This is a genomic window from Pseudomonas fluorescens (genome assembly GCF_018614775.1).
GTDB classification, from domain to species: Bacteria; Pseudomonadota; Gammaproteobacteria; order Pseudomonadales; family Pseudomonadaceae; genus Aquipseudomonas; species Aquipseudomonas fluorescens_BY.
Window position 1 is genome coordinate 1 of the sequence record NZ_JAGGOF010000049.1, and the last position, 21,093, is coordinate 21,093.

At 62.0% G+C, this 21,093-nt stretch carries 19 protein-coding genes; 9 read left to right on the forward strand and 10 right to left on the reverse strand.

Features of this window, described 5'->3' with window-relative positions; genetic code table 11:
* Positions 1 to 154: 154 nt before the first annotated feature.
* Positions 155 to 502 carry a DUF6124 family protein gene (locus J7E36_RS14330; protein ID WP_215003954.1) on the forward strand — a complete coding sequence of 116 codons (348 nt, stop codon included), beginning with the start codon at positions 155 to 157 and terminating at the stop codon, positions 500 to 502.
* Positions 503 to 621: 119 nt separating this feature from the next.
* Here J7E36_RS14330 and adeC read toward each other — a convergent pair whose 3' ends face one another.
* From adeC to J7E36_RS14345, 3 genes are read right to left on the reverse strand one after another with little or no spacing between them, the layout of a single operon-like run.
* Positions 622 to 2,079, reverse strand: a complete 1,458-nt coding sequence (gene adeC / locus J7E36_RS14335; protein WP_215003956.1) for an AdeC/AdeK/OprM family multidrug efflux complex outer membrane factor — start codon at positions 2,077 to 2,079, stop codon at positions 622 to 624.
* Positions 2,076 to 5,240 (reverse strand): efflux RND transporter permease subunit EmhB, encoded by a 3,165-nt coding sequence (gene emhB / locus J7E36_RS14340; protein ID WP_215003958.1) that lies wholly within the window; start codon positions 5,238 to 5,240, stop codon positions 2,076 to 2,078. Before emhB ends, adeC begins: the two co-directional genes overlap by 4 nt.
* Before the next feature lie 3 nt (positions 5,241 to 5,243).
* Complete coding sequence (locus J7E36_RS14345) at positions 5,244 to 6,401, reverse strand: efflux RND transporter periplasmic adaptor subunit (RefSeq protein WP_215003960.1); 1,158 nt, start codon at positions 6,399 to 6,401, stop codon at positions 5,244 to 5,246.
* A gap of 261 nt (positions 6,402 to 6,662) precedes the next feature.
* Between J7E36_RS14345 and J7E36_RS14350 the strand changes: the two genes are divergently transcribed.
* Positions 6,663 to 7,295, forward strand: a complete 633-nt coding sequence (locus J7E36_RS14350; RefSeq protein ID WP_215003962.1) for a TetR family transcriptional regulator — start codon at positions 6,663 to 6,665, stop codon at positions 7,293 to 7,295.
* A 208-nt stretch (positions 7,296 to 7,503) separates the two neighbouring features.
* Here the strand turns inward: J7E36_RS14350 and J7E36_RS14355 are convergent, their stop codons facing one another.
* From J7E36_RS14355 to J7E36_RS14370, 4 genes are all read right to left on the reverse strand, one after another.
* Entirely contained in the window at positions 7,504 to 8,010 is a 507-nt protein-coding gene (locus tag J7E36_RS14355; protein ID WP_215003964.1) for a hypothetical protein, read from the reverse strand.
* A gap of 337 nt (positions 8,011 to 8,347) precedes the next feature.
* Positions 8,348 to 9,397, reverse strand: coding sequence for an alkene reductase (locus J7E36_RS14360; RefSeq protein ID WP_215003965.1), 1,050 nt, complete (start codon positions 9,395 to 9,397; stop codon positions 8,348 to 8,350).
* A gap of 32 nt (positions 9,398 to 9,429) precedes the next feature.
* Positions 9,430 to 10,596, reverse strand: coding sequence for an MFS transporter (locus J7E36_RS14365; RefSeq protein ID WP_215003967.1), 1,167 nt, complete (start codon positions 10,594 to 10,596; stop codon positions 9,430 to 9,432).
* Between the two features lie 17 nt (positions 10,597 to 10,613).
* The gene (locus J7E36_RS14370; protein ID WP_003198672.1) at positions 10,614 to 10,916 is read right to left on the reverse strand and encodes an ArsR/SmtB family transcription factor; all 303 of its coding nucleotides are present in this window, start codon (positions 10,914 to 10,916) and stop codon (positions 10,614 to 10,616) included.
* Positions 10,917 to 11,081: 165 nt separating this feature from the next.
* Between J7E36_RS14370 and J7E36_RS14375 the strand changes: the two genes are divergently transcribed.
* Positions 11,082 to 11,666 carry an ACP phosphodiesterase gene (locus J7E36_RS14375; RefSeq protein ID WP_215003969.1) on the forward strand — a complete coding sequence of 195 codons (585 nt, stop codon included), beginning with the start codon at positions 11,082 to 11,084 and terminating at the stop codon, positions 11,664 to 11,666.
* 113 nt (positions 11,667 to 11,779) lie between these two features.
* Here J7E36_RS14375 and J7E36_RS14380 read toward each other — a convergent pair whose 3' ends face one another.
* Positions 11,780 to 12,571 (reverse strand): lysophospholipid acyltransferase family protein, encoded by a 792-nt coding sequence (locus tag J7E36_RS14380; protein ID WP_215003971.1) that lies wholly within the window; start codon positions 12,569 to 12,571, stop codon positions 11,780 to 11,782.
* The gene (olsB, locus tag J7E36_RS14385) at positions 12,571 to 13,326 is read right to left on the reverse strand and encodes an L-ornithine N(alpha)-acyltransferase (protein ID WP_215003973.1); all 756 of its coding nucleotides are present in this window, start codon (positions 13,324 to 13,326) and stop codon (positions 12,571 to 12,573) included. The genes J7E36_RS14380 and olsB overlap by 1 nt, the downstream gene beginning before the upstream one ends.
* A gap of 220 nt (positions 13,327 to 13,546) precedes the next feature.
* Between olsB and J7E36_RS14390 the strand changes: the two genes are divergently transcribed.
* The 4 genes from J7E36_RS14390 to J7E36_RS14405 all read left to right on the forward strand — a co-directional run bounded on the left by J7E36_RS14390 (position 13,547) and on the right by J7E36_RS14405 (position 16,869).
* Positions 13,547 to 14,641: a serine hydrolase domain-containing protein gene (locus J7E36_RS14390; RefSeq protein ID WP_215004026.1), complete on the forward strand. Its 1,095-nt coding sequence runs from the start codon at positions 13,547 to 13,549 to the stop codon at positions 14,639 to 14,641.
* Positions 14,638 to 14,949 (forward strand): amidase, encoded by a 312-nt coding sequence (locus J7E36_RS14395; RefSeq protein ID WP_215003975.1) that lies wholly within the window; start codon positions 14,638 to 14,640, stop codon positions 14,947 to 14,949. Before J7E36_RS14390 ends, J7E36_RS14395 begins: the two co-directional genes overlap by 4 nt.
* Positions 14,950 to 15,119: 170 nt before the next feature.
* Positions 15,120 to 15,710 carry a YceI family protein gene (locus tag J7E36_RS14400; protein WP_215003977.1) on the forward strand — a complete coding sequence of 197 codons (591 nt, stop codon included), beginning with the start codon at positions 15,120 to 15,122 and terminating at the stop codon, positions 15,708 to 15,710.
* Between the two features lies 1 nt (position 15,711).
* Positions 15,712 to 16,869: a phospholipase D-like domain-containing protein gene (locus J7E36_RS14405; RefSeq protein WP_215003979.1), complete on the forward strand. Its 1,158-nt coding sequence runs from the start codon at positions 15,712 to 15,714 to the stop codon at positions 16,867 to 16,869.
* Between the two features lie 145 nt (positions 16,870 to 17,014).
* On the opposite strand, the gene bglX is transcribed toward J7E36_RS14405, so the two are convergent.
* Positions 17,015 to 19,306: a beta-glucosidase BglX gene (bglX, locus tag J7E36_RS14410; protein WP_215003981.1), complete on the reverse strand. Its 2,292-nt coding sequence runs from the start codon at positions 19,304 to 19,306 to the stop codon at positions 17,015 to 17,017.
* 297 nt (positions 19,307 to 19,603) lie between these two features.
* On the opposite strand from bglX, the gene J7E36_RS14415 reads away from it, so the two are divergent.
* Positions 19,604 to 20,164, forward strand: coding sequence for a LemA family protein (locus tag J7E36_RS14415; protein ID WP_435304176.1), 561 nt, complete (start codon positions 19,604 to 19,606; stop codon positions 20,162 to 20,164).
* Between the two features lie 124 nt (positions 20,165 to 20,288).
* Positions 20,289 to 21,065, forward strand: a complete 777-nt coding sequence (locus J7E36_RS14420) for a TPM domain-containing protein (protein WP_215003985.1) — start codon at positions 20,289 to 20,291, stop codon at positions 21,063 to 21,065.
* Positions 21,066 to 21,093 lie beyond the last annotated feature (28 nt).

The following is a 21,093-nucleotide window of genomic DNA, read 5'->3' on the forward strand; positions in this document are numbered from 1 at the left end:
TCCGACAAACTTTTAAGGTTGCCGTTAGGAAGTGACATCTCTAGCCTGTTCGAGTCGTTGCACATTCAGCGACCGGGACTGCAAGCCCGCCGAATTTGTTAGGCGCCAGCGCCGGACCCTAAGTCTCGGCTCCAGTTGAAACAGGAGCTCCGTTATGAACAAGCATCAAGCCTCTTCGCCAGCTGAAAGCGCTTTCCCCTACAACGACCCTGATCCAGCCAAACTCCAGGAGGCCGCAGACCGGGCACTCGACTTCCATCTCGGCACCACCCCCCAACCCAAGGCCCCATCCACACAAGTCTTCACCGTCATCGAGACCATCGACACGGAATGCCTGTTGGCGAACCTCAGCGAAACCCTGGCTTCGGTCAATGCCATGGTCAGTGATCTGGCGTTCGAGCTGGAAGGTTCGCGGCGGCATGTTTTGCTGGGTGTGGTGCAGATGATCGAGTTAAGCGAGCTGTTGGCTAATCGTGCGCTGGACATCGTTGACCCCCGTTAATCAAGTGGGGTTGTGTTGTGGCGAGGGGTTGGATTCCCTCGCCGCAGATTACTGTCCAGCCACACGGAAACAAAAAGCCCACCTTTCGGTGGGCTTCGTGTTCAGCTTTCAAACAAGTATCAGAACAACCTTGTCTTCGGCGCTTCTTCCTTCACCGGCTCGTTCTTGCCGGTCTCGGCATTCCAGCCGCCACCCAGGGCCTTGTACAGATTGACCTCGCTGGTCAGTTGCGCCAGGCGGTCGGTGATCAGCGATTGTTGGGCGCTGAACAATTGGCGCTGGGCATCGAGGAGGGTCAGATTGCTGTCGACACCGATCCGATAGCGACGCTCGGCCAGGCGGTAGTAATCCTGGTTGGCGGTGACGAAGTCGGTCTGGGCCCGCAACTGTTCGTTGTAGGTCTGGCGCGCCGCCAGGCCGTCGGAGACTTCCTGGAACGCGGTCTGGATCGACTTCTCGTACTGCGCGACGTTGATGTCTTTCTGGACCTTGGCGTAGTCCAGGCTCGCCCGCAGGCTGCCGGCGTTGAAGATCGGCAGGTTGATCTGCGGGGCGAAGCTCCAGGTGCCCGAGCCGCCCTTGAACAGGCCGGACAGGTCCGGGCTCAGGGTGCCGGCGTTGGCCGTCAGGCTGATGCTCGGGAAGAACGCGGCCCGCGCGGCGCCGATGTTGGCGTTGGCGGCGAGCAGGTTGCGTTCGGCCTGGAGGATGTCCGGACGACGTTGCAGCAGGTCCGACGGCAGCCCGGCTGGCACCTCGCTCAGCAGGTCGTCGCTGAGCGGTTGCGATTGCAGGTTGGCCGGCAAGCCGGTGCCCAGCAACAGGGTCAGGCTGTTTTCGTCCTGTGCGACCTGGCGGGTATAGCGCGCCAATTGCACACGGGCGTTTTCCACGGCGGTGCGTGCCTGGCTCAGGTCCAGGGCCGAGGCCACGCCGACTTCGGCGCTGCGCGAGGTCAGCTTGAAGCTTTGCTCGTACGCCCCCAGGGTGTCCTGGGTCAGCTTGAGCAGCTCCTTGTCGGCCTGCCAGGTCAGGTAAGCGTTGGCGACGTTGGCCACCAGGCTGATCTGCGTGCTGCGCCGGGCCTCTTCGGTGGCGAAGTAGCTTTGCAACGCTTGCTCGCTCAGGCTGCGAACCCGGCCGAACAGGTCCAGTTCATAGGCGCTGATGCCCAAGGTGGCCGAGTAGGAGCTGTTGATGCTCGCTTCACCGGTCTGCGAAGCCCGCGCCGGCACCCGCTGGCGGCTGGCGGATCCGTTGGCCGAGACCGCCGGGAACAGGTCCGCCCGCTGGATGCGGTACTGCGCGGCGTAGGCATCGATGTTCAGCGCCGCGACACGCAGGTCGCGGTTGTTTTCCAGGGCAACCTGGATCAGCTGCTGCAACGCCGGGTCATGGAAAAACTGCTTCCAGCCTTGCTCGGCGGCGGCCTGGCCGGGTGCGTTGGCCGACTCGTAGGCCGGCCCTTGCGGGTATTGCGCCGCGACCGGTGCTTCGGGCCGCTGATAATCGGGGATCAGCGAGCAGCCGCTGAGCACGACGGCGGCGATGGTCAGGGAAAGTAGCGACTTGCTCATTGGCCAGCCTCTTTAGAAGTTTCAGGAGTGTCGTCCAGGTCGGCATTTTTGCGGTGGCCTATCGACGACACAGTCACAAAGAACAACGGCACCCAGAAAATCGCCAGGATGGTCGCGGTCAACATGCCGCCGATCACGCCGGTACCGATGGCGTGCTGGCTGCCTGAGCCGGCCCCCGTGGAAATCGCCAGCGGGACCACACCGAGGATGAACGCCAGGGACGTCATGATGATCGGTCGCAGACGCATCCGACAAGCTTCAATGGCAGCTTCCATCAGGGTCCGGCCCTGTTCGTGGAGTTCCTTGGCGAACTCGACGATCAGAATGGCGTTTTTCGCCGCCAGGCCGATGGTCGTCAACAGGCCCACCTGGAAGTACACGTCGTTGGACAGACCGCGCAGGCTGGTCGCCAGCAGCGCACCGATGATCCCCAACGGCACCACCAGCATGACCGCGATCGGAATCGACCAGCTTTCATACAGCGCCGCCAGGCACAGGAACACCATCAGCAGCGACAGGGCGTACAGCGCTGGCGCCTGGGACCCCGACAGCCGTTCCTCATAGGACAGGCCTGTCCAGGAAATACCTACGCCGGCCGGCAGCTTCTTGGCAATGGCCTCGACTTCAGCCATGGCTTCACCGGTGGAATGGCCAGGGGCCGGGGCACCGAGGACTTCCATCGCTTCAACACCGTTGTAACGGGCCAGTTTCGGTGAGCCGTAGATCCACTCGCCCTTGGCGAAGGCGCTGAACGGCACCATGGTCCCGGCGCTGTTGCGCACGTACCACTTCTTCAGGTCTTCGGGGCTCATCCGCGCGCCCGGTTGGCCTTGCACGTAGACCTTCTTCACCCGTCCACGGTCGATGAAGTCGTTGACGTAGCTACTGCCCAAGGCAATCGACAAGGTGTTGTTGATGTCCGACAGGGTAATGCCCAGCGCACTGGCCTTTTCGTCGTCGATTTCCAGCTGGTATTGCGGTTCGTCGTTCAGGCCGTTCGGACGCACCTGGGTCAGTACCTTGCTCTGGGACGCCATGCCGAGGAACTGGTTACGGGCTTCCATCAACTTGTCGTGGCCGATGCCGGCGCGGTCTTGCAGGAAGACGTCGAAGCCGGTGGCGTTACCCAATTCCAGCACCGCCGGTGGCGCGAAAGCGAACACCATCGCATCGCGGAAGGTGAAGAAGTGCTGCTGGGCGCGGGCCGCGAGCTTGAAGACGCTGTTGTCGGCGTTTCGCTCTTCCCAAGGCCTGAGCATGATGAACGCCATGCCGGAGCTCTGGCCGCGACCGGCGAAGTTGAAGCCGGTCACGGTGAACACCGAGGCCACGGCATCGCCTTCGCCACCGTCCTTGCTCGGACGCAGCAGGAACTCGCGCATCTTGTCCACCACCGCCTGGGTACGCTCGGCGCTGGAGCCGGCCGGTGTCTGTACCTGGGCAAACAGTACGCCCTGGTCTTCTTCCGGCAGGAACGCCGTCGGGATGCGGGTGAACAGCCAGACCATGCCGATCACGATGATCACGTAGGCCAGCAGGTACGGCACCTTGTTGCGGAGCATATTGCCCACGCCACGCTCGTAGCTTCTGACGCCGCGGTCGAAATTGCGGTTGAACCAGCCGAAGAAGCCACGTTTCGGCGTACCGTGTTCACCTTTGGGAATCGCCTTGAGCATGGTGGCGCACAGGGCTGGGGTGAAAATCAGTGCAACCATCACCGACAGGGCCATGGCCGAGACGATGGTGATGGAGAACTGCTTGTAGATCACACCGGTGGAACCGCTGAAGAAGGCCATCGGCAGCAGTACCGCCGAGAGCACCAGGGCGATACCCACCAGGGCGCCCTGGATCTGGCCCATGGATTTCTTGGTGGCTTCCTTGGGCGAGAGGCCTTCTTCGCTCATTACCCGTTCGACGTTTTCCACCACGACGATGGCGTCGTCCACCAGCAAGCCGATGGCCAGCACCATGCCGAACATGGTCAGGGTGTTGATGCTGAAACCGAACGCGGCAAGGATCCCGAAGGTACCGAGCAGCACCACCGGCACCGTCATGGTGGTGATGATGGTGGCGCGGAAGTTCTGCAGGAACAGGAACATCACCAGGAACACCAGCACGACCGCCTCGATCAGCGTTTCGACCACGCCCTTGATCGATTCGCTCACCACCGGGGTGGTGTCGTACGGGAACACCACTTCCATGCCTTGCGGGAAGAACGGCTTGAGATCGTCGATGGTCTTGCGCAGGGCCTTGGCCGTGTCGAGGGCGTTGGCACCGTTGGCCAGCTTCACCGCCAGGCCCGACGCCGGGGCGCCGTTGAACTGGGCGCTGACGCTGTAGTTCTCACCGCCCAGGCCGACATCGGCGACATCACCGACGCGCACCTGTGAGCCATCCGGGTTGACCTTGAGCAGGATTGCCTTGAACTGTTCGGCGGTCTGCAGGCGGGTCTTGCCGATGATGGTGGCGTTCAGTTGCTGGCCGGGCAGGGCGGGCAGGCCGCCGAGCTGACCGGACGACACCTGGACGTTCTGCGCGGCGATGGCGGTTTTCACGTCCACCGGGGTCAGGTGGAAGTTGTTCAGCTTGGCCGGGTCGAGCCAGATCCGCATCGCGTACTGGGCACCGAAGACCTGGAAGTCACCGACACCGGCAGTCCGCGAGATCGGGTCCTGCATGTTCGACACGATGTAGTTGGACAGGTCGTCCTTGGTCATGCTGCCGTCACGCGACACCACGCCGATCACCATCAGGAAGTTTTTCACTGACTTGGTCACGCGGATGCCCTGTTGCTGCACTTCTTGTGGCAGCAGCGGGGTGGCCAGGTTCAGCTTGTTCTGGACCTGGACCTGTGCGGTATCGGAGCTGGTGCCCTGCTCGAACGTCGCGGTGATGGTCATGCTGCCGTCGGAGTTACTTTCCGAAGATACATAGCGCAGGTTATCGATACCGTTGAGCTGTTGCTCGATGACCTGCACCACGGTGTCCTGTACGGTTTGCGCGGAGGCGCCCGGGTAGGTGACCTGGATCGCAATGGCCGGCGGCGCGATGCTCGGGTACTGGTTGATCGGCAACTTGAGGATCGACAGAGCCCCGACCAGCATGATCACCAGGGCGATTACCCAGGCGAAAATCGGACGGTCGATAAAGAATTTCGACATGGTTTACTCCCCTTTGCCGCCGGCTGCTTTGTCAGCTGCCTGAGCGGGGGCCGGGTTCTTGTTGGCAACGTTGGTGGCTTCGGTGGCTTTGACTTCCACCCCCGGCCGTACGTACTGCAAACCTTCGGTGATCAGGCGATCGCCGGCCTTGAGGCCGTCTTCGATCAGCCATTGGCTGCCGACGGTGCGGCTGGCCTTGAGCTGGCGCAGCTCGACCTTGTTGTCCGGGCCGACCACCAATGCGGTCGGCATGCCCTTGAGGTCGCGGGTCACGCCTTGCTGCGGCGCGAGGATCGCTGCGCTGTTCACGCCGGCCTGCAATTGCGCGTGGACGAACATGCCCGGCAGCAGGGTGTGATCCGGGTTGGGGAACACGGCGCGCAAGGCCACGGAACCGGTGGTCGGGTCGACCGACACCTCGGAGAACTCCAATTTGCCTTCGTGGGGGTACTGGCTACCGTCTTCCAGGGTCAGCTTGACCATGGCAGCGTTGTCGCCGGCTTTCTGCAAGCGGCCGCTTTCCAGCTCACGGCGCAGTTGCAGCAGTTCCACCGAGCTTTGCGTGACGTCGACGTAGATCGGGTCCAGTTGCTGGATGGTCGCCAGCGCGTCGGCCTGGCCGTTGCTCACCAGCGCACCTTCGGTCACCGAGGAGCGACCGATGCGACCGGAGATCGGCGCATAGACCTTGGTGTAGCGCACGTTGATCTGGGCGGTCTGCAGGTTGGCTTCCGACTCCAGGCGATTGGCCACGGCGGTGTCGTATTCCTGGCGGCTGACGGCCTGTTCGTCGACCAGTTGCTTGTAGCGATCGGCAATCGACTTGGTGGAACGCAGGTTGGCTTCGGCGCTCTTCAGGGTGGCCTCGTACACGGCCGGGTCAATCTGGTAGAGCTGCTGGCCGGCCTTGACGTCGGCGCCTTCCTTGAACAGGCGCTTGAGGATAATCCCGTTGACCTGAGGGCGAACTTCCGCGACGCGGAACGCACTCGTGCGACCCGGAAGCTCCGAGGTCAGGGTGAATGGCTGGGCCTTGAGGGTTACGACGCCGACCTGAGGGGTAGGGGCGGGAGGTGCCGCTTCTTCCTTTTTGCATCCGCTGAGCAGCGATGCCAGGGCGATGGCGGTAACCAGAGCGGTAACAGCTGGCTTGAATTGCATGGAAATCCTCGGGCCAGGCGCGCAACAGGCGCACTCGAAAGTGGAAGGTTAAAAAAGGCAGCATTTTTCAATTAGTAGGATGCTAAGAAATATACTTACGTACATGGCTGTTTGTAAACAGCAAAATTGCGTACCATCCGGTTTTACAAAAGCCAGACAAAGGCCCTGTTGACCGCAGGCGCGCTCTGTGAGCAAGCGCCTTCTATTCGCTCAGCTGACCTTGCGCATTGCTGATGCATCCTGATCGAGGTATTTACTGCCATGGTTCGTCGTACCAAAGAGGAAGCCCTGGAGACTCGCAGCCAGATACTCGAAGCGGCCGAAAAGGCCTTTTTCGAGCGTGGCGTGGCGCGCACGACGCTGGCCGACATTGCGACCTTGGCCGGTGTGACGCGCGGGGCTATCTATTGGCATTTCAGCAACAAGGCGGATCTGCTCCAGGCCATGCTCGACACCTTGCATGAGCCGCTCGATGAACTGGCCCGGGCCAGTGAAAATGAAGAGGAGCTGGACCCGCTGGGCTGTGTCCACAAGCTGCTGGTGCGGTTGTTCCAGCAGGTGGCCCTGGACCCGAAAACCCGACGCATCAATGAGATTCTTTTCCATAAGTGCGAGTTCACCGATGAGATGTGCGATTTGCGCCAGCAGCGGCGCGAAGTCAGCCTCGACTGCAATGTGCGTATCGCGCTGTCATTGCGCAATGCAGTGAAGCGCGGACAGTTGCCGGGTGATCTGGACCCGGAAAGGGCGGCGGTTGCCCTTCATGCCTACATCGACGGCATCCTATACCAGTGGTTGCTGATCCCCGACAGCTTCGCCCTGGCCGGTGAGGCCGAGCGCTGGGTGGACATCGGGCTGGATATGCTGCGCCTGAGCCCCAGCCTCCGCAAATGAAACAAAATGCGTAATTGCGTCGATATGTGTCAATAGCTGATCGGCGAATGCCCCGCCGGACTTTGAATCCGACGGGGTACTTATGGATGAACCGCTGGCATGTTGACGGCGCGTGAGTCGCTATTGTGCCGGGGGATTATGGCGAGTCCCTGTTCAAGGGGGCGCCAGGCGTCCGCACTTGTCGTGTCGACCTGTTACACCTTTTGAGTTACTCGATAATCAGGCGGACGGTGTAGCTGAAGGGCGGCTCAAGCATTTTTCGTGTGATTTCGGTCCTGCAAGTGAATTCGCCATTGCCGGTGTAATTCCAGTCGCTTTTCCAGTTCGGTTTGTAACTGGGCTCGAGGAAACCAAAAGCGATTGGGGCTTGAAACAGGGTTTGCATCTGACACTCGAAATTGAAATTTTTCATTTTATAACTGAGAACGAGTTCAATGGGTTTTACCTTTTTCAGTGTGGGTTGCCAGCCCGAGGCGGGATAAGTGTAATTTCTCTCATGGGTGAGATGGAGCATGTAAATTGATTTTGGAGGGATGTCGTGATCGCTTAAGGGGTAATCCTCGGCTTGTGGTGGATCCGTCAAAAGATTGGTCATGTTCAGTGTGCCGCGGGTATTGTTTGTGATCTCTACAGTGACCTCGGTGTTAGCCTGGGCGTTGGCTACCATTGCGGGCCCGAGTACCAAGGCAAGGATGAAACTTTTCAGAATGTTCATAGTGATGTATCTCTCATAAATGCAAGGCTCGCTGAAGCCTGCATACATCGGGTTGGTAGGTTGCTGTGTTTGATTGAGGGGTGTCGATTGTTGTGCTATCCGTTAGCGCTTTAGTTGTGTCTGCAATAAATATCTAGATGGCACTCCTTTGAATGAATGAGTTGTTGGTCGGGTTTTATTATTAGCGTTGTTCGAAGTGGTAATCCATAGTGGATAAGTTTCGTCTTGTTATCTGATATTTCGGGGCTTGATGGTTGATGTGCTTTAATTTTTCAGGCAATAAAAAAGCCCCGGCTCTTTCGAGTCGGGGCTTTTCAGTAAGGTCTATTTTTCGAACTTACATCACCGGGTAATCGATGTAACCGACCGGCCCTTTGCCATAGAACGTTTCCGGACGCGGCTCATTCAGCGGTGCATCGGCTTTCAAGCGCGCCGGCAGGTCCGGGTTGGCAATGAAAGGCACGCCGAAGGCCACGGCATCGGCCTTGCCCTCGGCCAGCCAGGCATTGGCGCTGCCCTTGGTGAAACGTTCGTTGGCGATGTACGGGCCGCCAAACGCTTGCTTGAGTTGCGGGCCGATGCTGTCGTCGCCTTCCTTTTCACGGGAGCAGATAAAGGCGATGCCACGCTTGCCCAGTTCGCGAGCCACGTAGCTGAAGGTTTCCAGGCGGTTCTCATCGCCCATGTCATGGGAGTCGGCGCGTGGCGCCAGGTGCACGCCCACCCGGCCGGCGCCCCAGACCTCAATGGCGGCGTCGGTCACTTCCAACAGCAAGCGAGCGCGGTTTTCCAGCGAGCCGCCGTACTGGTCGGTGCGCTGGTTGGTGCTGCTTTGCAGGAACTGGTCGAGCAGGTAACCGTTGGCACCGTGGATTTCCACACCGTCGAAGCCGGCGGCCTTGGCGTTCTCGGCACCGACGCGGTAGGCGTCGACGATGTCGGCGATCTCAGCGGTTTCCAGGGCGCGCGGCGTCGGGTAGTCGGCCAGTGGACGCACCAGGCTCACGTGACCCTTGGGCTGTAGGGCACTGGGCGCCACCGGGGTTTCGCCGTTCAGGTACGACGGGTGGGAGATCCGCCCGACGTGCCACAGTTGCAGGAAGATCTTGCCGCCGGCGCCGTGGATCGCCTTGGTCACGTTGGCCCAGCCGCGCACCTGGTCGTTGGACCAGATGCCCGGGGTGTCCGGGTAGCCCACGCCCATCGGCGTGACGGAGGTCGCTTCGCTGAGGATCAGGCCGGCGGAAGCACGTTGCACGTAGTACTCGGCCATCAGCGCGTTGGGCACGCGGCCCGCGTCGGCGCGGCAGCGGGTGAGCGGGGCCATGATGATGCGGTTTTTCAGCTCGATGTCGCCGAGTTTGATTGGATCGAAAATAGTCGCCATGAATTACAACCTCGAAAGTGAAGGGGTAGGAATCAACGCGTTGCCGGAGCCAGGTCGGAGTTGGCGCCCTGGCGGAAAGTGATCAGGGTGACCAGCAGCGCCAGCACGGCCAGCGCGCCAGCGGCCAGGGGCACGGTGGTCAGCCCCAGGCCCTGGTCGATGACGCTGCCGCCGACCCAGGCGCCCAAGGCGTTGCCAATGTTGAAAGCGCCGATGTTCAAGGTGGACACCAGGTTCGGCGCGTCTTTGCCGAAGGTCACCACGTTGACTTGCAGGGCCGGCACGGCGGCGAAGCAGGCGGTGGCCCAGAGGAACAGGGTTATTTCGGTGGGGATCAGCGCCACGCTGGTCCAGCTCAACACCGTCGAGACCACGGCCATGGTGATGAACACCCCGATGAGCGTGTTCGCCAGGCTCTTGTCCGCCAGCTTGCCGCCGATGATGTTGCCCAGGGTCAGGCCCAGGCCGATCAGCACCAGCGTCCAGGTCACGCCACGGGGCGATACGCCGGTGACCTCGCCGAGCAGCGGGGCGACGTAGGTGAATAGGGTGAACACCGAGGCGGAAAACAACGCGGTCATGCTCAGGGACAGCCACAGGCCCGCTCCCTTGAGGGCGATCAGTTCCGAACGCATGTCGAGCTTTTCTTCATCGCGCTTGGCCGGCAGGAAGCGGATCAGGCCGATCAATGCCACCACACCGATCACCGTCACCGCCCAGAAGGTCGAACGCCAGCCGGCTTCCTGGCCCAGTGCGGTGCCCAGCGGTACGCCGAGCACGTTGGCCAGGGTCAGGCCGGTGAACATCAGGGCCACGGCCGAGGCGCGCTTGTTGGGCGCCACCAGGCCAGCGGCCACCACCGAACCGATGCCGAAGAAGGCACCGTGGCACAGGGCGGTCACGACGCGGGCGAACATCAGCACGTTGTAGTCGCTGGCGATGGCGCAGAGCAGGTTGCCAATGATGAAAATGCCCATCAGCGCCACGAGGGCGGCCTTGCGCGGCAGCCGGGCGGTGGCGAGGGCCATGAATGGCGCGCCGATGGCCACGCCCAGGGCGTAGCCGGTCACCAGCCAGCCGGCGCCGGGGATCGATACACCCAGGTCGGCCGCCACGTCGGGCAGCAGGCCCATGATGACGAACTCGGTGGTGCCGATGGCGAAGGCGCTCAGGGCCAGGATGAGAAGTGAGAGCGGCATGTCGGGTCCTTGTCAGATCAGAGCTCTTGGCTCATTTGCTTGAGGAACTGCTGGATCACTTCCTCGTTGCGTTTGAAGAAGTGCCATTGACCGACCTTCTGGCTGGTGATCAGCCCCGCCCGTTGCAACACCGCCAGGTGCGCCGACACCGTGGACTGCGACAGGCCGCAGCGCTGGTCGATCTGCCCGGCGCAGATACCGAATTCGTGGTTGTGCAACTGTTCGGGGAACTGGACCTTTGGGTCTTTGAGCCAGTTGAGGATGTCTCGCCGTACTGGGTGTGCCAGGGCTTTTATTATTTCGTCGAGGTCGAGGGTCATGGCGGCAGTTCGTATGGGCTCAAGGTGGATGAAACGCTATATCGCGATGAGGCGAACCTTAAATCGTTACTTCGCGATATACCAATATGGATTTGATCTGAATGCCGAACAAATCGCTATATCGGGTTATAACGATATTGGCGCGACGGTGCTAAGCTGCCGACCATGAACTATCTCGCACACTTGCACCTTGGCGGCCCGGGTCGGGAACAACTGCTCGGCAGCCTCTACGGCGATTTCGTCAAAGGGCCGCTGCAAGGGTTGTACACACCGCAGATCGAAGCCGGGATTGCCCTGCACCGGCGCATCGATATGTACACCGACCGCCATCCGTTGGTAGATGTGGCGCTGTCGCGTTTTTCCACGGTGCGCCGGCGCTATGCCGGGATCGTCCTCGACGTGTTCTTCGACCACTGCCTGGCGCGGGACTGGACGCTGTATGCCGAAGGTCCGCTGGGGGATTTCACCTCGCGGGTCTACCAGGTGCTCAGTACCGAGCCGCAACTGCCGGGGCGCCTGGCGCACATCGCGCCCTACATGGCGGCGGATGACTGGTTGGGCTCTTATCGGAAGTTCGAGGTGCTGGGCCAGGTGCTGCGCGGCATTTCCCGCCGCCTGTCCCGGCCGGAGGAATTGGCCGGGGCGATGGAGGAATTGATCAGGCTGTATGAGCCGTTGAGCGAGGATTTCCGGTTGTTCTATCCGCAGTTGCAGGGCTTTGCCCTGAGCCAAGCCACACAGCAGGTCTAATGGTGGGAGCGAGCCTGCTCGCGATAGCGGCCTCACAGTCAACATCCTTATTGAATGTCAGACCGCTATCGCGAGCAAGCTCGCTCCCACAGGGATCTCGCCAGGATTTCAGATCAAGCGGCAATGGCAGGCCGCATCGGCACCTGCTGCTTCTCGGGAATCACGCCAAACAACGCCTTGTGCACCGCCTGCTGCGCCTGGAACGCCAGGGCCGCGCGCTCCTGGCCGTGGCAGGCGATGGGTTGCAGCAGGTGGATGTGCACGTCGCCGCGGTCATTGGCAAACAGCCGCATCAGGTGCGACAGCAGGTCATCATCGCCAATGAACGGGGCCAAGGAGTCAGGTTCGCCGTTGCGCAGGTAACGGATCGCCACCGGCTGCAGTGCTACGTCCGCATCGATGGCCGCCGACAACAAGCGACCATGGAACGTCCGCAGGGAGCGGCCGTCGGTGGTGGTGCCCTCCGGGAACATCAGCAGCGGGTGGGCCTGTTCCAGGTGGCGGCTCATCTGTTTGCGGATCAACTGGCTGTCACCCGAGCCGCGTCGGATAAACAGGCTGCCGGCCTTTGCCGCCAACCAGCCGGCCACCGGCCAGGTGCGCACTTCGGCCTTGGACAGGAACGACAGCGGCGTGAGCATGCCCAACAGCGGGATATCGGTCCAGGACACGTGGTTGCTGACCCAGAGCATTGGCTGTTGCGGCAGTTGGCCGTGGACGGTCACGCGAAAGGGCAGGGCATGGCTCAGTCGCGCCATGAAGAACCGCGACCAGCGCTGGCGCCGCGCCATGGAATTGGCCGTTCCCAGGCGTTCGAACAGGCTGAACAGGCTGGCCATGCTCAGGCCCAGCGTCACCACCAGCAGCACTCGCGCGATCCGCGCGTACACGCGCAACCGGCTCATCACACGGCTGCCTTGAAGTGGCGAGCGTAGCGCGGGCAGAGTTCGTCGCGCTTGAGCAGAATGAACACGTCGGCCACCTGGAAGTCCTCATCCCAGCAGGGCTCGCCGCAGATTTTCGCGCCCAGGCGCATGTAGGCCTTGAGCAGCGGCGGCATCTCGGCGATGACATTGGACGGTACATCCAGGGCCGGCAGGGTTTTTTTCGGCACGGCTTGCAGGTGTTCGGTGCACAGGTAGCGTTCGCGCAGGCGCTGCATGATCGCCTGGGCCTGGATGCCGCCATCCTGCATCGGGATGCTCGCGCAGCCCATCAGGTAGCTGTAGCCGCCTTCGTTCAGCACTTCGGCCAGCTCGCCCCAGAGCACCGCGATGGTGCCGCCGTTGCGGTAGGCCGGGTCGACGCAGGTGCGGCCGATTTCCAGGATCGGGCCCTTGAGCTGGACCAGGCCGTTGAGGCTGAATTCTTCTTCGCTGTAGAACCGGCCCAGGCTGCTGGCGGCCTGGTGGTCGAGCAGGCGGGTGGTCGCCACGAGGCGGCCGGTGTTCAGGTCGCGTACGCCGATGTGGGCGCAGTGAACATCGTAGTCATCCATGTCCAGACCCTTTTCCGCGCCTTTGAGCTTGGCGTTGAATTCGCCACTGAAGACGTTGAAGCGCAAGGCTTGGGCTTCTTGCAAGGCCTGGGCGCCGATCAGGCGTTCGGCTTGCAGGCGGCGTTCATTGCCGGTGTCGCTGATGCGGGCGATCTGAGTCATAGCGAATCTCCGTGCTGGCCGTCTTGGGGTTGCAGCCAATCGACTTTCTTTATGCAGCCATGTTGTGCAAAGTCAGGCTATGTAGCCCCGGTGTCATCGCCATGAAGCTTTGGTGATGCTTATGTGACAGGCCCCAAGGAGCCGCCTGGTGCCTGGGAGAAACCAAACTGTCATCAACCCCGATTACGCTTCACAGGTTCAATCGTTCGGGCTCAAAGGCATGTTCAAAGGCTGGCTCCTGATTCCGCTCCTGTTGCTCAACCTGGGCGCCCACGCCGAAGACTGGCCCGGCGAGCAATGGCCCACCGGCCCGACACCCAGCGGGCCGGCGCTCGAAGCCTTGGAGCAATATGCGTTCCCGCCCAGGGACGACGTCACCCGCCAAGGCATCCGCACCGATGCACTGCTGGTGATCCAGGACGGTCGCCTGGTCTACGAACGCTACGCCGGGCCGAACAGCGCCGACACTGCGCACCTGACCTGGTCCATCAGCAAAAGCCTGATGGCGGCGGTGTTCGGCGTGGCCTACGGTGAACACCTGTTCGGCCTGCAGGATCCGCTCGCCCGCTATTACCCGCCGTTGGGCAAACAGCCGGGCCTGACCCTGGCCGATCTGTTCCACTGGGCCTCCGGCCTGGATTGGCAGGAAGACTATGAATACGCGCCGCTCAACTCTTCGGTGGTGGCGATGCTCTATACCCGGGGGCGCGGCGACATGGCGGCGTTCACCGCGCAGCATGAACGTTACAGCCCGCCGGGACAGGCGTTCCGCTATTCCAGCGGCGACAGCAACCTGCTGGCGGCGGCGCTGAAAAACATCGTCGGCCCGCTGCGCTATGCCGATTACCCGTGGACAGCCCTGTTCGAACCACTGGGCATCCGCCACGCCACCTGGGAAACCGACGCCAGCGGCACGTTTGTCGGTTCGTCCTATGCCTACCTCACGGCCCGTGACCTGGCGCGGGTCGGCCTGTTGATGCAGCGGGAAGGTCGCTGGGGCGAGCGGCAACTGATCCCCAGGGATTGGGTCGCGTTCAACCGCGAGCCGTTCGCCCGATTCCAGGCCGGCCAGGACGAAGCCGTTCCCGGCGGGCATTGGTGGCTCAACCGCGCCGCCGATCCGAGCATCCATCCCTGGCCTGATGCGCCGCCGGACACGTTCGCCGCGCTGGGTCACTGGGGCCAGGCGTTGTACGTCATCCCCAGCGCGAGGCTGGTGATCGTGCGCTACGGTGACGACCGCGACGGCAGCTATCGCCACACCGAACTGCTCAAACGCGCCATGGCGGCGTTCGCCGGGACGGTGCGGCCATGAGGCGTCGCTGGCTGCTCAGTCTGTTGGCGGTGTTTATCGTCGCCCTGTCCGGCTGGATCTGGCGGGAGCGGGTGGCGCTGCAAGCCTTCCCCGACATCATCAGCGCCTACACCGCCAAGGAATACTGTTCGTGCCGCTACGTGATGCAGCAGCCAGCGGACTATTGCCGTGGCTATGTGAAGCAGTCGGTGCCCATCAGCGAGTTTTTCGAGAGTGTTGAAGCGAAACGCATCACCGTCAGCGGGCTGGGACGTAGTAGCAGCGCGCGTTGGCTGGGTGCCCGGCAGGGGTGTCGGTTGGAGCCATAACCTGAACGGCGAGGGCAAGGCTGAGAAATAGCCTGGGAAAGCGACATGTGGGAGCAAGGCCATCACTCGCAACAGGGTTTCAGGTATGGCCGGCTGTTGAAACAGACAGTTTGCAAGCGCCCTCGGCCCGGTTAAGGTTCGCCACAGGTTTATCTGTCTTCCGAGTGTGTATGTTCAAGCGGTCTTTCTCCCACGCTGTTGCGACCCTGCTGCTGGCCTGCGCCGCGCTGCCGGCCCAGGCCGATTGGTACCTGGACGGTGAATCGTCGCGACTGTCGTTCATCAGCAGCAAGAACGGCAATGTCTCCGAGGTCCAGCGTTTCCTGGTGCTTCACGGCCAGGTCCAGCCCGACGGCTTGGCGCGCCTGGAAGTGGAGCTGGACTCCATCAACAGCGGCATTCCCCTGCGGGACGAACGCATGCGTGCCGAGTTGTTCGAGATCAAGCGGTTCGCCGAAGCGATCGTCACCGCGCAGATCGACCTGGCGCCGATCCAGGACCTGGCCAACGGTGCGCAACTGGAACTGCGTCTGCCGCTGACGGTGAACCTGCATGGCAAGCAGCATGAATACAACGTCGAGTTGCTGGCGACGCGCCTGGATGAACGACGTTTCCAGGTGGTGACCCTGGAACCGGTGGTGCTCGACGCCGCGGATTTCGACCTGGCGCCGGGCCTGGAAACGTTGCGAAACCTGGCCGGGTTGTCGGCCATCAGTCTTTCAGTGCCGGTGAATGCGGTGCTGATTTTCACGGCGCGCTGACATGGGCGGTCCGGTATTCCCCTGGCGTGACGGCAATCGCTTCGAGCTGTTGATCGACGGGCCACAGTTCTTCCCGCGCATGCTGGCGGCAATCGCCCAGGCCCAGGAACAGGTCGAACTGGAGCTGTATCTGGTGGAGGCGGGGGCCTGTGCCGAGGCGATGGTCCTGGCCCTGGTCGAGGCGGCCGAGCGCGGCGTTCGCGTGCGGTGTCTGTTCGATGATTACGGCAGCCTGGCGTTTACCCTGGGCCTGCGCAATCGCCTGATCGAGGCCGGGGTGCAATTGCGTTTCTACAATCGCCTGAGCTGGCGGCGCTGGGTGCGTAACCTCTACCGCGATCACCGCAAGCTGCTGTTGGTGGACCAACGCCTGGCGGTGGTGGGCGGCACTGGCGTGACCGATGAATTCTGGAACCCCCTCGACGACCACAGCGAGTGGCACGAAGTGATGGTGGAAATCGTCGGCCCGCTGGTGCTCGACTGGCAGCTGCTGTTCGACCGCCAGTGGCTTGCCAACCATCATCGACGCGCCTGGAAGCCGGCATCCAACTTCGGTCTGCCGCGCTTGCCTCGGGTTCCGCCGTTAGGCGAGGGCATGGGCCGGGTGGCGTATGCCGACGCCCGCCAGCACCGCGACATCCTGCAATCGCTGTCCCGAGCATTGAACAGCGGCCAGAAACGCATCTGGATGGCGACCCCGTATTTCCTGCCGACCTGGAACGTCCGTCGTTCCTTGCGCAGGGCCGCGGCCCGGGGCATCGATGTGCGTCTTCTGCTCACTGGCCCGCGCACCGATCACCCTTCCGTGCGCTACGCCGGGCACCGCTACTACCCGCGATTGCTCAAGGCCGGGGTGAAAATCTTCGAGTACCAGCCGTGTTTCCTGCACCTGAAGATGGTGCTGGTGGACGATTGGGTCAGCATCGGCTCATGCAATTTCGATCACTGGAACCTGCGCTTCAACCTGGAGGCCAACCTCGAAGCCCTGGATTCCGGGCTCAGCCGCGCGGTGGCGGCGAGTTTCGAGCAGGATTTCACCCAAAGCCTGCAAGTGAGCCTCGACGCCTGGCAACGCCGACCGCTGTGGAAGCGGTTCAAGCAGCGGTTGTGGGGCTGGGTGGATCGGTTGGTGGTGAATCTGCTGGATCGGCGGGGCTAGCCCAACCCCCCAAAACAACTGTGAGTAGGAACTGTGGGAGCGAGCCTGCTCGCGATAGTGGTGTGTCAGTCGACTGAATGGCTGACTGATTTACCGCTATCGCGAGCAGGCTCGCTCCCACAGGGGGAAGTGTGTTGCTAGAAGATCAGAGCAACTCAAAACTCTGCTGCTTCACATCCTGGGAATCCAGGCCGATCTGCACGTTGAACTTGCCTGGCTCCGCTGCGTATTTGAGCTGGGCGTTGAAGAACTTCAGGTCGTCTTCGCTGATGGTGAAGTGGATGACCTTCTTCTCACCGGCCTTGAGCATCACCTTGCGGAAGTTTTTCAGTTCCTTCACCGGGCGGATGATCGAGCCGGTCACGTCCTGGATGTACAACTGCACCACGGTTTCGCCGTCACGCTTGCCGGTGTTTTCCACCGTCACGCTGGCGTCGAGTTTGCCGGTCTTGTTCAGCGTGGTCGACGACAGGGCCATGTCCGACAGGCTGAAGTCGGTGTAGCTCAGGCCGTAGCCGAACGGATAGAGCGGGCCGGTGGTGTCGTCGAAATATTGCGAGGTGTAGTTGCCCGGCTTGCCCGGCGTAAAGGGCCGGCCGATGCTCAGGTGGTTGTAGTAGGTAGGAATCTGCCCAACAGAGCGTGGGAAGGTGATCGGCAGCTTGCCCGACGGGTTGTAGTCGCCGAACAGCACGTCCGCGATGGCGTTGCCGCCTTCCGTGCCGCTGAACCAGGTTTCCAGGATCGCATCGGCTTGCTGTTTTTCCTCCAGCAACGACAGCGGACGGCCATTCATCAGTACCAGCACCAACGGTTTGCCGGTGGCCTTCAAGGCCTTGATCAGCTCGCGCTGGCTGGCCGGAATGTTCAGCTCGGTGCGGCTCGACGACTCATGGGACATGCCACGGGACTCACCCACGGCGGCCACCACCACATCGGCGTCCTGGGCGGCTTTCACCGCTTCGTCGATCAACACCTGGGCCGGGCGCGGATCGTCCACCACTTCCGGGGCATCGAAGTTGAGGAAGTTCAGGTAATCGAGCACCTTTTTGTCGCCGGTGATGTTGGCGCCACGGGCATAGATGAACTTCGCATCCCCGCCCAGTGCGCGGCTCATGCCGTCGAACAGGGTGACCGACTGGGCAGGACGGCCGGCGGCGGCCCAACTGCCCATCATGTCGATCGGTGCCTTGGCCAGCGGGCCGACCAGGGCGATTTTCGCGCTCTTCTTCAGGGGCAGGGTCTGGTTGCGGTTTTCCAGCAGGACCAGACTGCGGCGCGCCACGTCACGGGCATCGGCGCGGTGCAGGCGGCTTTCGGCGTAGGTGTCGGCCGGGTCATCCTCGGCTTTGCCGATGCGCAGGTACGGGTCCTTGAACAGACCCATGTCGTACTTGGCGGTCAGCACTTCACGCACCGCGTTGTCGACGTCGCTCTGCTCGATCTCACCGGACTTGAGCAGCCCTGGCAGTTCCTTGCCGTACAGCGAGTCGTTCATGCTCATGTCGATGCCGGCCTTGATCGCCAGCTTCGCCGCTTCGCGACCGTCGCGGGCGACGCCATGCTTGATCAACTCGAAGATCGCGCCGTGGTCACTGACGGCCAGGCCCTTGAAGCCCCATTCCTTGCGCAGCAGGTCGTGCATCAGCCAGGTGTTGGCGGTCGCCGGCACGCCGTTGATGGAATTCAGCGCGACCATGACCCCGCCGGCGCCGGCATCGATGGCGGCGCGGTAGGGCGGCAGGTAGTCCTGGTACATTTTCACCGGGCTCATGTCCACGGTGTTGTAGTCCCGGCCACCTTCAACCGCACCGTACAAGGCAAAGTGCTTGACGCTGGCCATGATGCTGTCGGCCGCGTTGGCACCGTTGCCCTGGAATGCCTTGACCATCACCCCGGCGATGCGCGACACCAGGTAGGTGTCCTCGCCAAAGCCTTCGGACGTGCGGCCCCAGCGCGGGTCGCGGGAGATGTCGACCATCGGCGCGAACGTAATGTCCAGGCTGTCGGCCGCCGCTTCCTGGGCGGCAATGCGCCCGGAATGGTAGATCGCGTCCATGTCCCAGCTCGAAGCCAGGGCCAGGGGAATCGGGAAAATGGTGCGGTGGCCGTGGATCACGTCATAGGCGAAGAACATCGGGATCTTCAACCGGCTGCGCATGGCCGCGTCCTGCATCGGACGGTTTTCATCGCGGGTGATGGAGTTGAACGTACCGCCGATATTACCAGCGGCGATTTCCTTGCGGATCATCTCCCGGGGCATTTCCGGGCCGATGCTGATCAGGCGCAATTGGCCGATCTTCTCTTCGAGGGTCATCTGCTTCATCAGGTTGCTGATGAAGGCGTCCTTGTTCTCCATGGGGGCTGGAACGTTGTCGGCCAGTACGGATTGACTGGCCAGGGTGACAAACAGGCCCAGCAGACACAGCTTCTTCATGAATGGTTTTCTCGCAAGCCTAAAGGGCGGTGATCAGCACGCGCCGGTCAGCCAAAATGTGAGGAGCGGCTATTGTTGTTCGGTCAAATACAGCACACTTTCGAGCCCGCGGGGCTGAACTTAGTTTCGCACCGCGCATCTTTTAGCCCATCGCCCGGATTCAATCCAGTGCGGCGGCCGATTATGCCCTAGACGCCGAGGCGATAGGTGGCCGTGTTTTTTTCATTCATGCAAGGGAGAGTTTCACCTGTGAACCTACGATTGACCCACCGCAGCGGTCTGCACCTGCTGGCGCTGATGCTGTTCACCTCGCTGCTGGCCGGTTGCGGCATCAATACCATCCCGACCCTGGACGAACAGGCCAAGGCCGCCTGGGGCCAGGTGCAGAACCAGTACCAGCGCCGCGCCGACCTGATTCCCAACCTGGTGGAGACCGTCAAGGGCTACGCCCAGCACGAGCAGGAAACCCTGACCGCGGTGATTGAAGCGCGGGCCAAGGCCACCTCGATCCAGGTCGACGCCAACACCCTGGACAACCCGGAGAAACTCAAGCAGTTCCAGCAGGCGCAGGACCAGCTCTCCGGTGCGTTGAGCCGGCTGATGGTGGTGTCCGAGCGGTATCCTGACCTCAAGGCCAACCAGAACTTCCTCGCCTTGCAATCGCAACTCGAAGGCACCGAGAACCGTATCGCCGTGGCTCGCCGCGATTTCATCCTGGCAGTGCAGCAATACAACACCGAAATCCGCACGTTCCCAGGGCGCCTGTGGCACAGCGTGATGTACAGCGACCTGCCGATTCGCCAGACCTTCGAGGCCACCAGCCCGGACGCCGAAAAAGCGCCACAGGTGAAGTTCTGATCAGTACCCGGCAGCCTGAAGCAGCGTGGGAGCGGGCTTGCTCGCGAAGGCTGCAGCACATCCAACCCGTGTTGCAAGCTGACCCATCGCTTTCGCGAGCAAGCCCGCTCCCACAGAGGTTCCAATGCGCGTGTTGAAGTTTGGCCTGGTGCTGTTGCTCTGGGTATTTGCCATCTCGGCCCAGGCCGAGTTGAGGTTTCCGGCGCTGACCGGGCGGGTGGTGGACGCCGCCCAACTGCTCGAGCCGGCGGTGCGGACGCAACTGGAGGCCCAGCTCACGGCCCACGAGCAGGCGACCGGCGAGCAAGTGGTCGTCGTCACCGTGCCTGACCTGCAAGGCGCCAGGATCGAAGACTTCGGCTATCTGCTGGGCCGCCACTGGGGCATCGGGCAGAAGGATAAAAACAACGGCGCGCTGCTGATCGTTGCCCGGGATGACCGTAAGCTGCGGATCGAAGTGGGCTACGGTCTGGAAGATCGCCTGACCGACGCCCAGAGTTCGGTGATCATCAACCAGGTGATCACTCCGGCGTTCAAGATCGGCAATTTCAGCAAGGGCATCAGTGACGGCGTGGCGGCCATGCTGGTGGTGCTGGGAGGCAGCCCGCTGGATGTGCCGGCAACGCCGGTGTACAGCTCGGACGAGCAGGATGAGGGCGATTTCGTCCAGCGGCACCCGTGGCTGTTCGTGATGCTGGTGATGCTGTTTATCACCACCGTCATGGTGGGCCAGGTGCTGGGCATCCTGCCCGTTAGTGTCGGCAGTTCCAGTGGATCCAGTGGTTCCAGTAGTTCCGGGAGCAGCGGTTCCAGTTATGGCGATTCTGACAGCGGTGGAGGCGGTGGTTTCAGCGGTGGCGGCGGCAGTTTCGGTGGCGGCGGTTCGTCGGGCGGCTGGTGACAATCATAATGAGCAGGCATTTCTAACC

Bases quoted from the DNA above. Each gene is read 5' to 3' on its own strand.
- J7E36_RS14395 (WP_215003975.1), top strand. From the start codon at position 14,638: ATGAGGCGTCGCTGGCTGCTCAGTCTGTTGGCGGTGTTTATCGTCGCC.
- emhB (WP_215003958.1), bottom strand. From the start codon at position 5,240: ATGTCGAAATTCTTTATCGACCGTCCGATTTTCGCCTGGGTAATCGCC.
- bglX (WP_215003981.1), bottom strand. From the start codon at position 19,306: ATGAAGAAGCTGTGTCTGCTGGGCCTGTTTGTCACCCTGGCCAGTCAA.
- J7E36_RS14360 (WP_215003965.1), bottom strand. From the start codon at position 9,397: ATGGCGACTATTTTCGATCCAATCAAACTCGGCGACATCGAGCTGAAA.
- J7E36_RS14405 (WP_215003979.1), top strand. From the start codon at position 15,712: ATGGGCGGTCCGGTATTCCCCTGGCGTGACGGCAATCGCTTCGAGCTG.
- J7E36_RS14330 (WP_215003954.1), top strand. From the start codon at position 155: ATGAACAAGCATCAAGCCTCTTCGCCAGCTGAAAGCGCTTTCCCCTAC.
- J7E36_RS14350 (WP_215003962.1), top strand. From the start codon at position 6,663: ATGGTTCGTCGTACCAAAGAGGAAGCCCTGGAGACTCGCAGCCAGATA.
- olsB (WP_215003973.1), bottom strand. From the start codon at position 13,326: ATGACTCAGATCGCCCGCATCAGCGACACCGGCAATGAACGCCGCCTG.
- J7E36_RS14390 (WP_215004026.1), top strand. From the start codon at position 13,547: ATGTTCAAAGGCTGGCTCCTGATTCCGCTCCTGTTGCTCAACCTGGGC.
- J7E36_RS14345 (WP_215003960.1), bottom strand. From the start codon at position 6,401: ATGCAATTCAAGCCAGCTGTTACCGCTCTGGTTACCGCCATCGCCCTG.
- J7E36_RS14365 (WP_215003967.1), bottom strand. From the start codon at position 10,596: ATGCCGCTCTCACTTCTCATCCTGGCCCTGAGCGCCTTCGCCATCGGC.
- J7E36_RS14375 (WP_215003969.1), top strand. From the start codon at position 11,082: ATGAACTATCTCGCACACTTGCACCTTGGCGGCCCGGGTCGGGAACAA.
- J7E36_RS14400 (WP_215003977.1), top strand. From the start codon at position 15,120: ATGTTCAAGCGGTCTTTCTCCCACGCTGTTGCGACCCTGCTGCTGGCC.
- J7E36_RS14355 (WP_215003964.1), bottom strand. From the start codon at position 8,010: ATGAACATTCTGAAAAGTTTCATCCTTGCCTTGGTACTCGGGCCCGCA.
- J7E36_RS14380 (WP_215003971.1), bottom strand. From the start codon at position 12,571: ATGAGCCGGTTGCGCGTGTACGCGCGGATCGCGCGAGTGCTGCTGGTG.
- J7E36_RS14370 (WP_003198672.1), bottom strand. From the start codon at position 10,916: ATGACCCTCGACCTCGACGAAATAATAAAAGCCCTGGCACACCCAGTA.
- adeC (WP_215003956.1), bottom strand. From the start codon at position 2,079: ATGAGCAAGTCGCTACTTTCCCTGACCATCGCCGCCGTCGTGCTCAGC.
- J7E36_RS14420 (WP_215003985.1), top strand. From the start codon at position 20,289: ATGCGCGTGTTGAAGTTTGGCCTGGTGCTGTTGCTCTGGGTATTTGCC.
- J7E36_RS14415 (WP_435304176.1), top strand. From the start codon at position 19,604: ATGCTGTTCACCTCGCTGCTGGCCGGTTGCGGCATCAATACCATCCCG.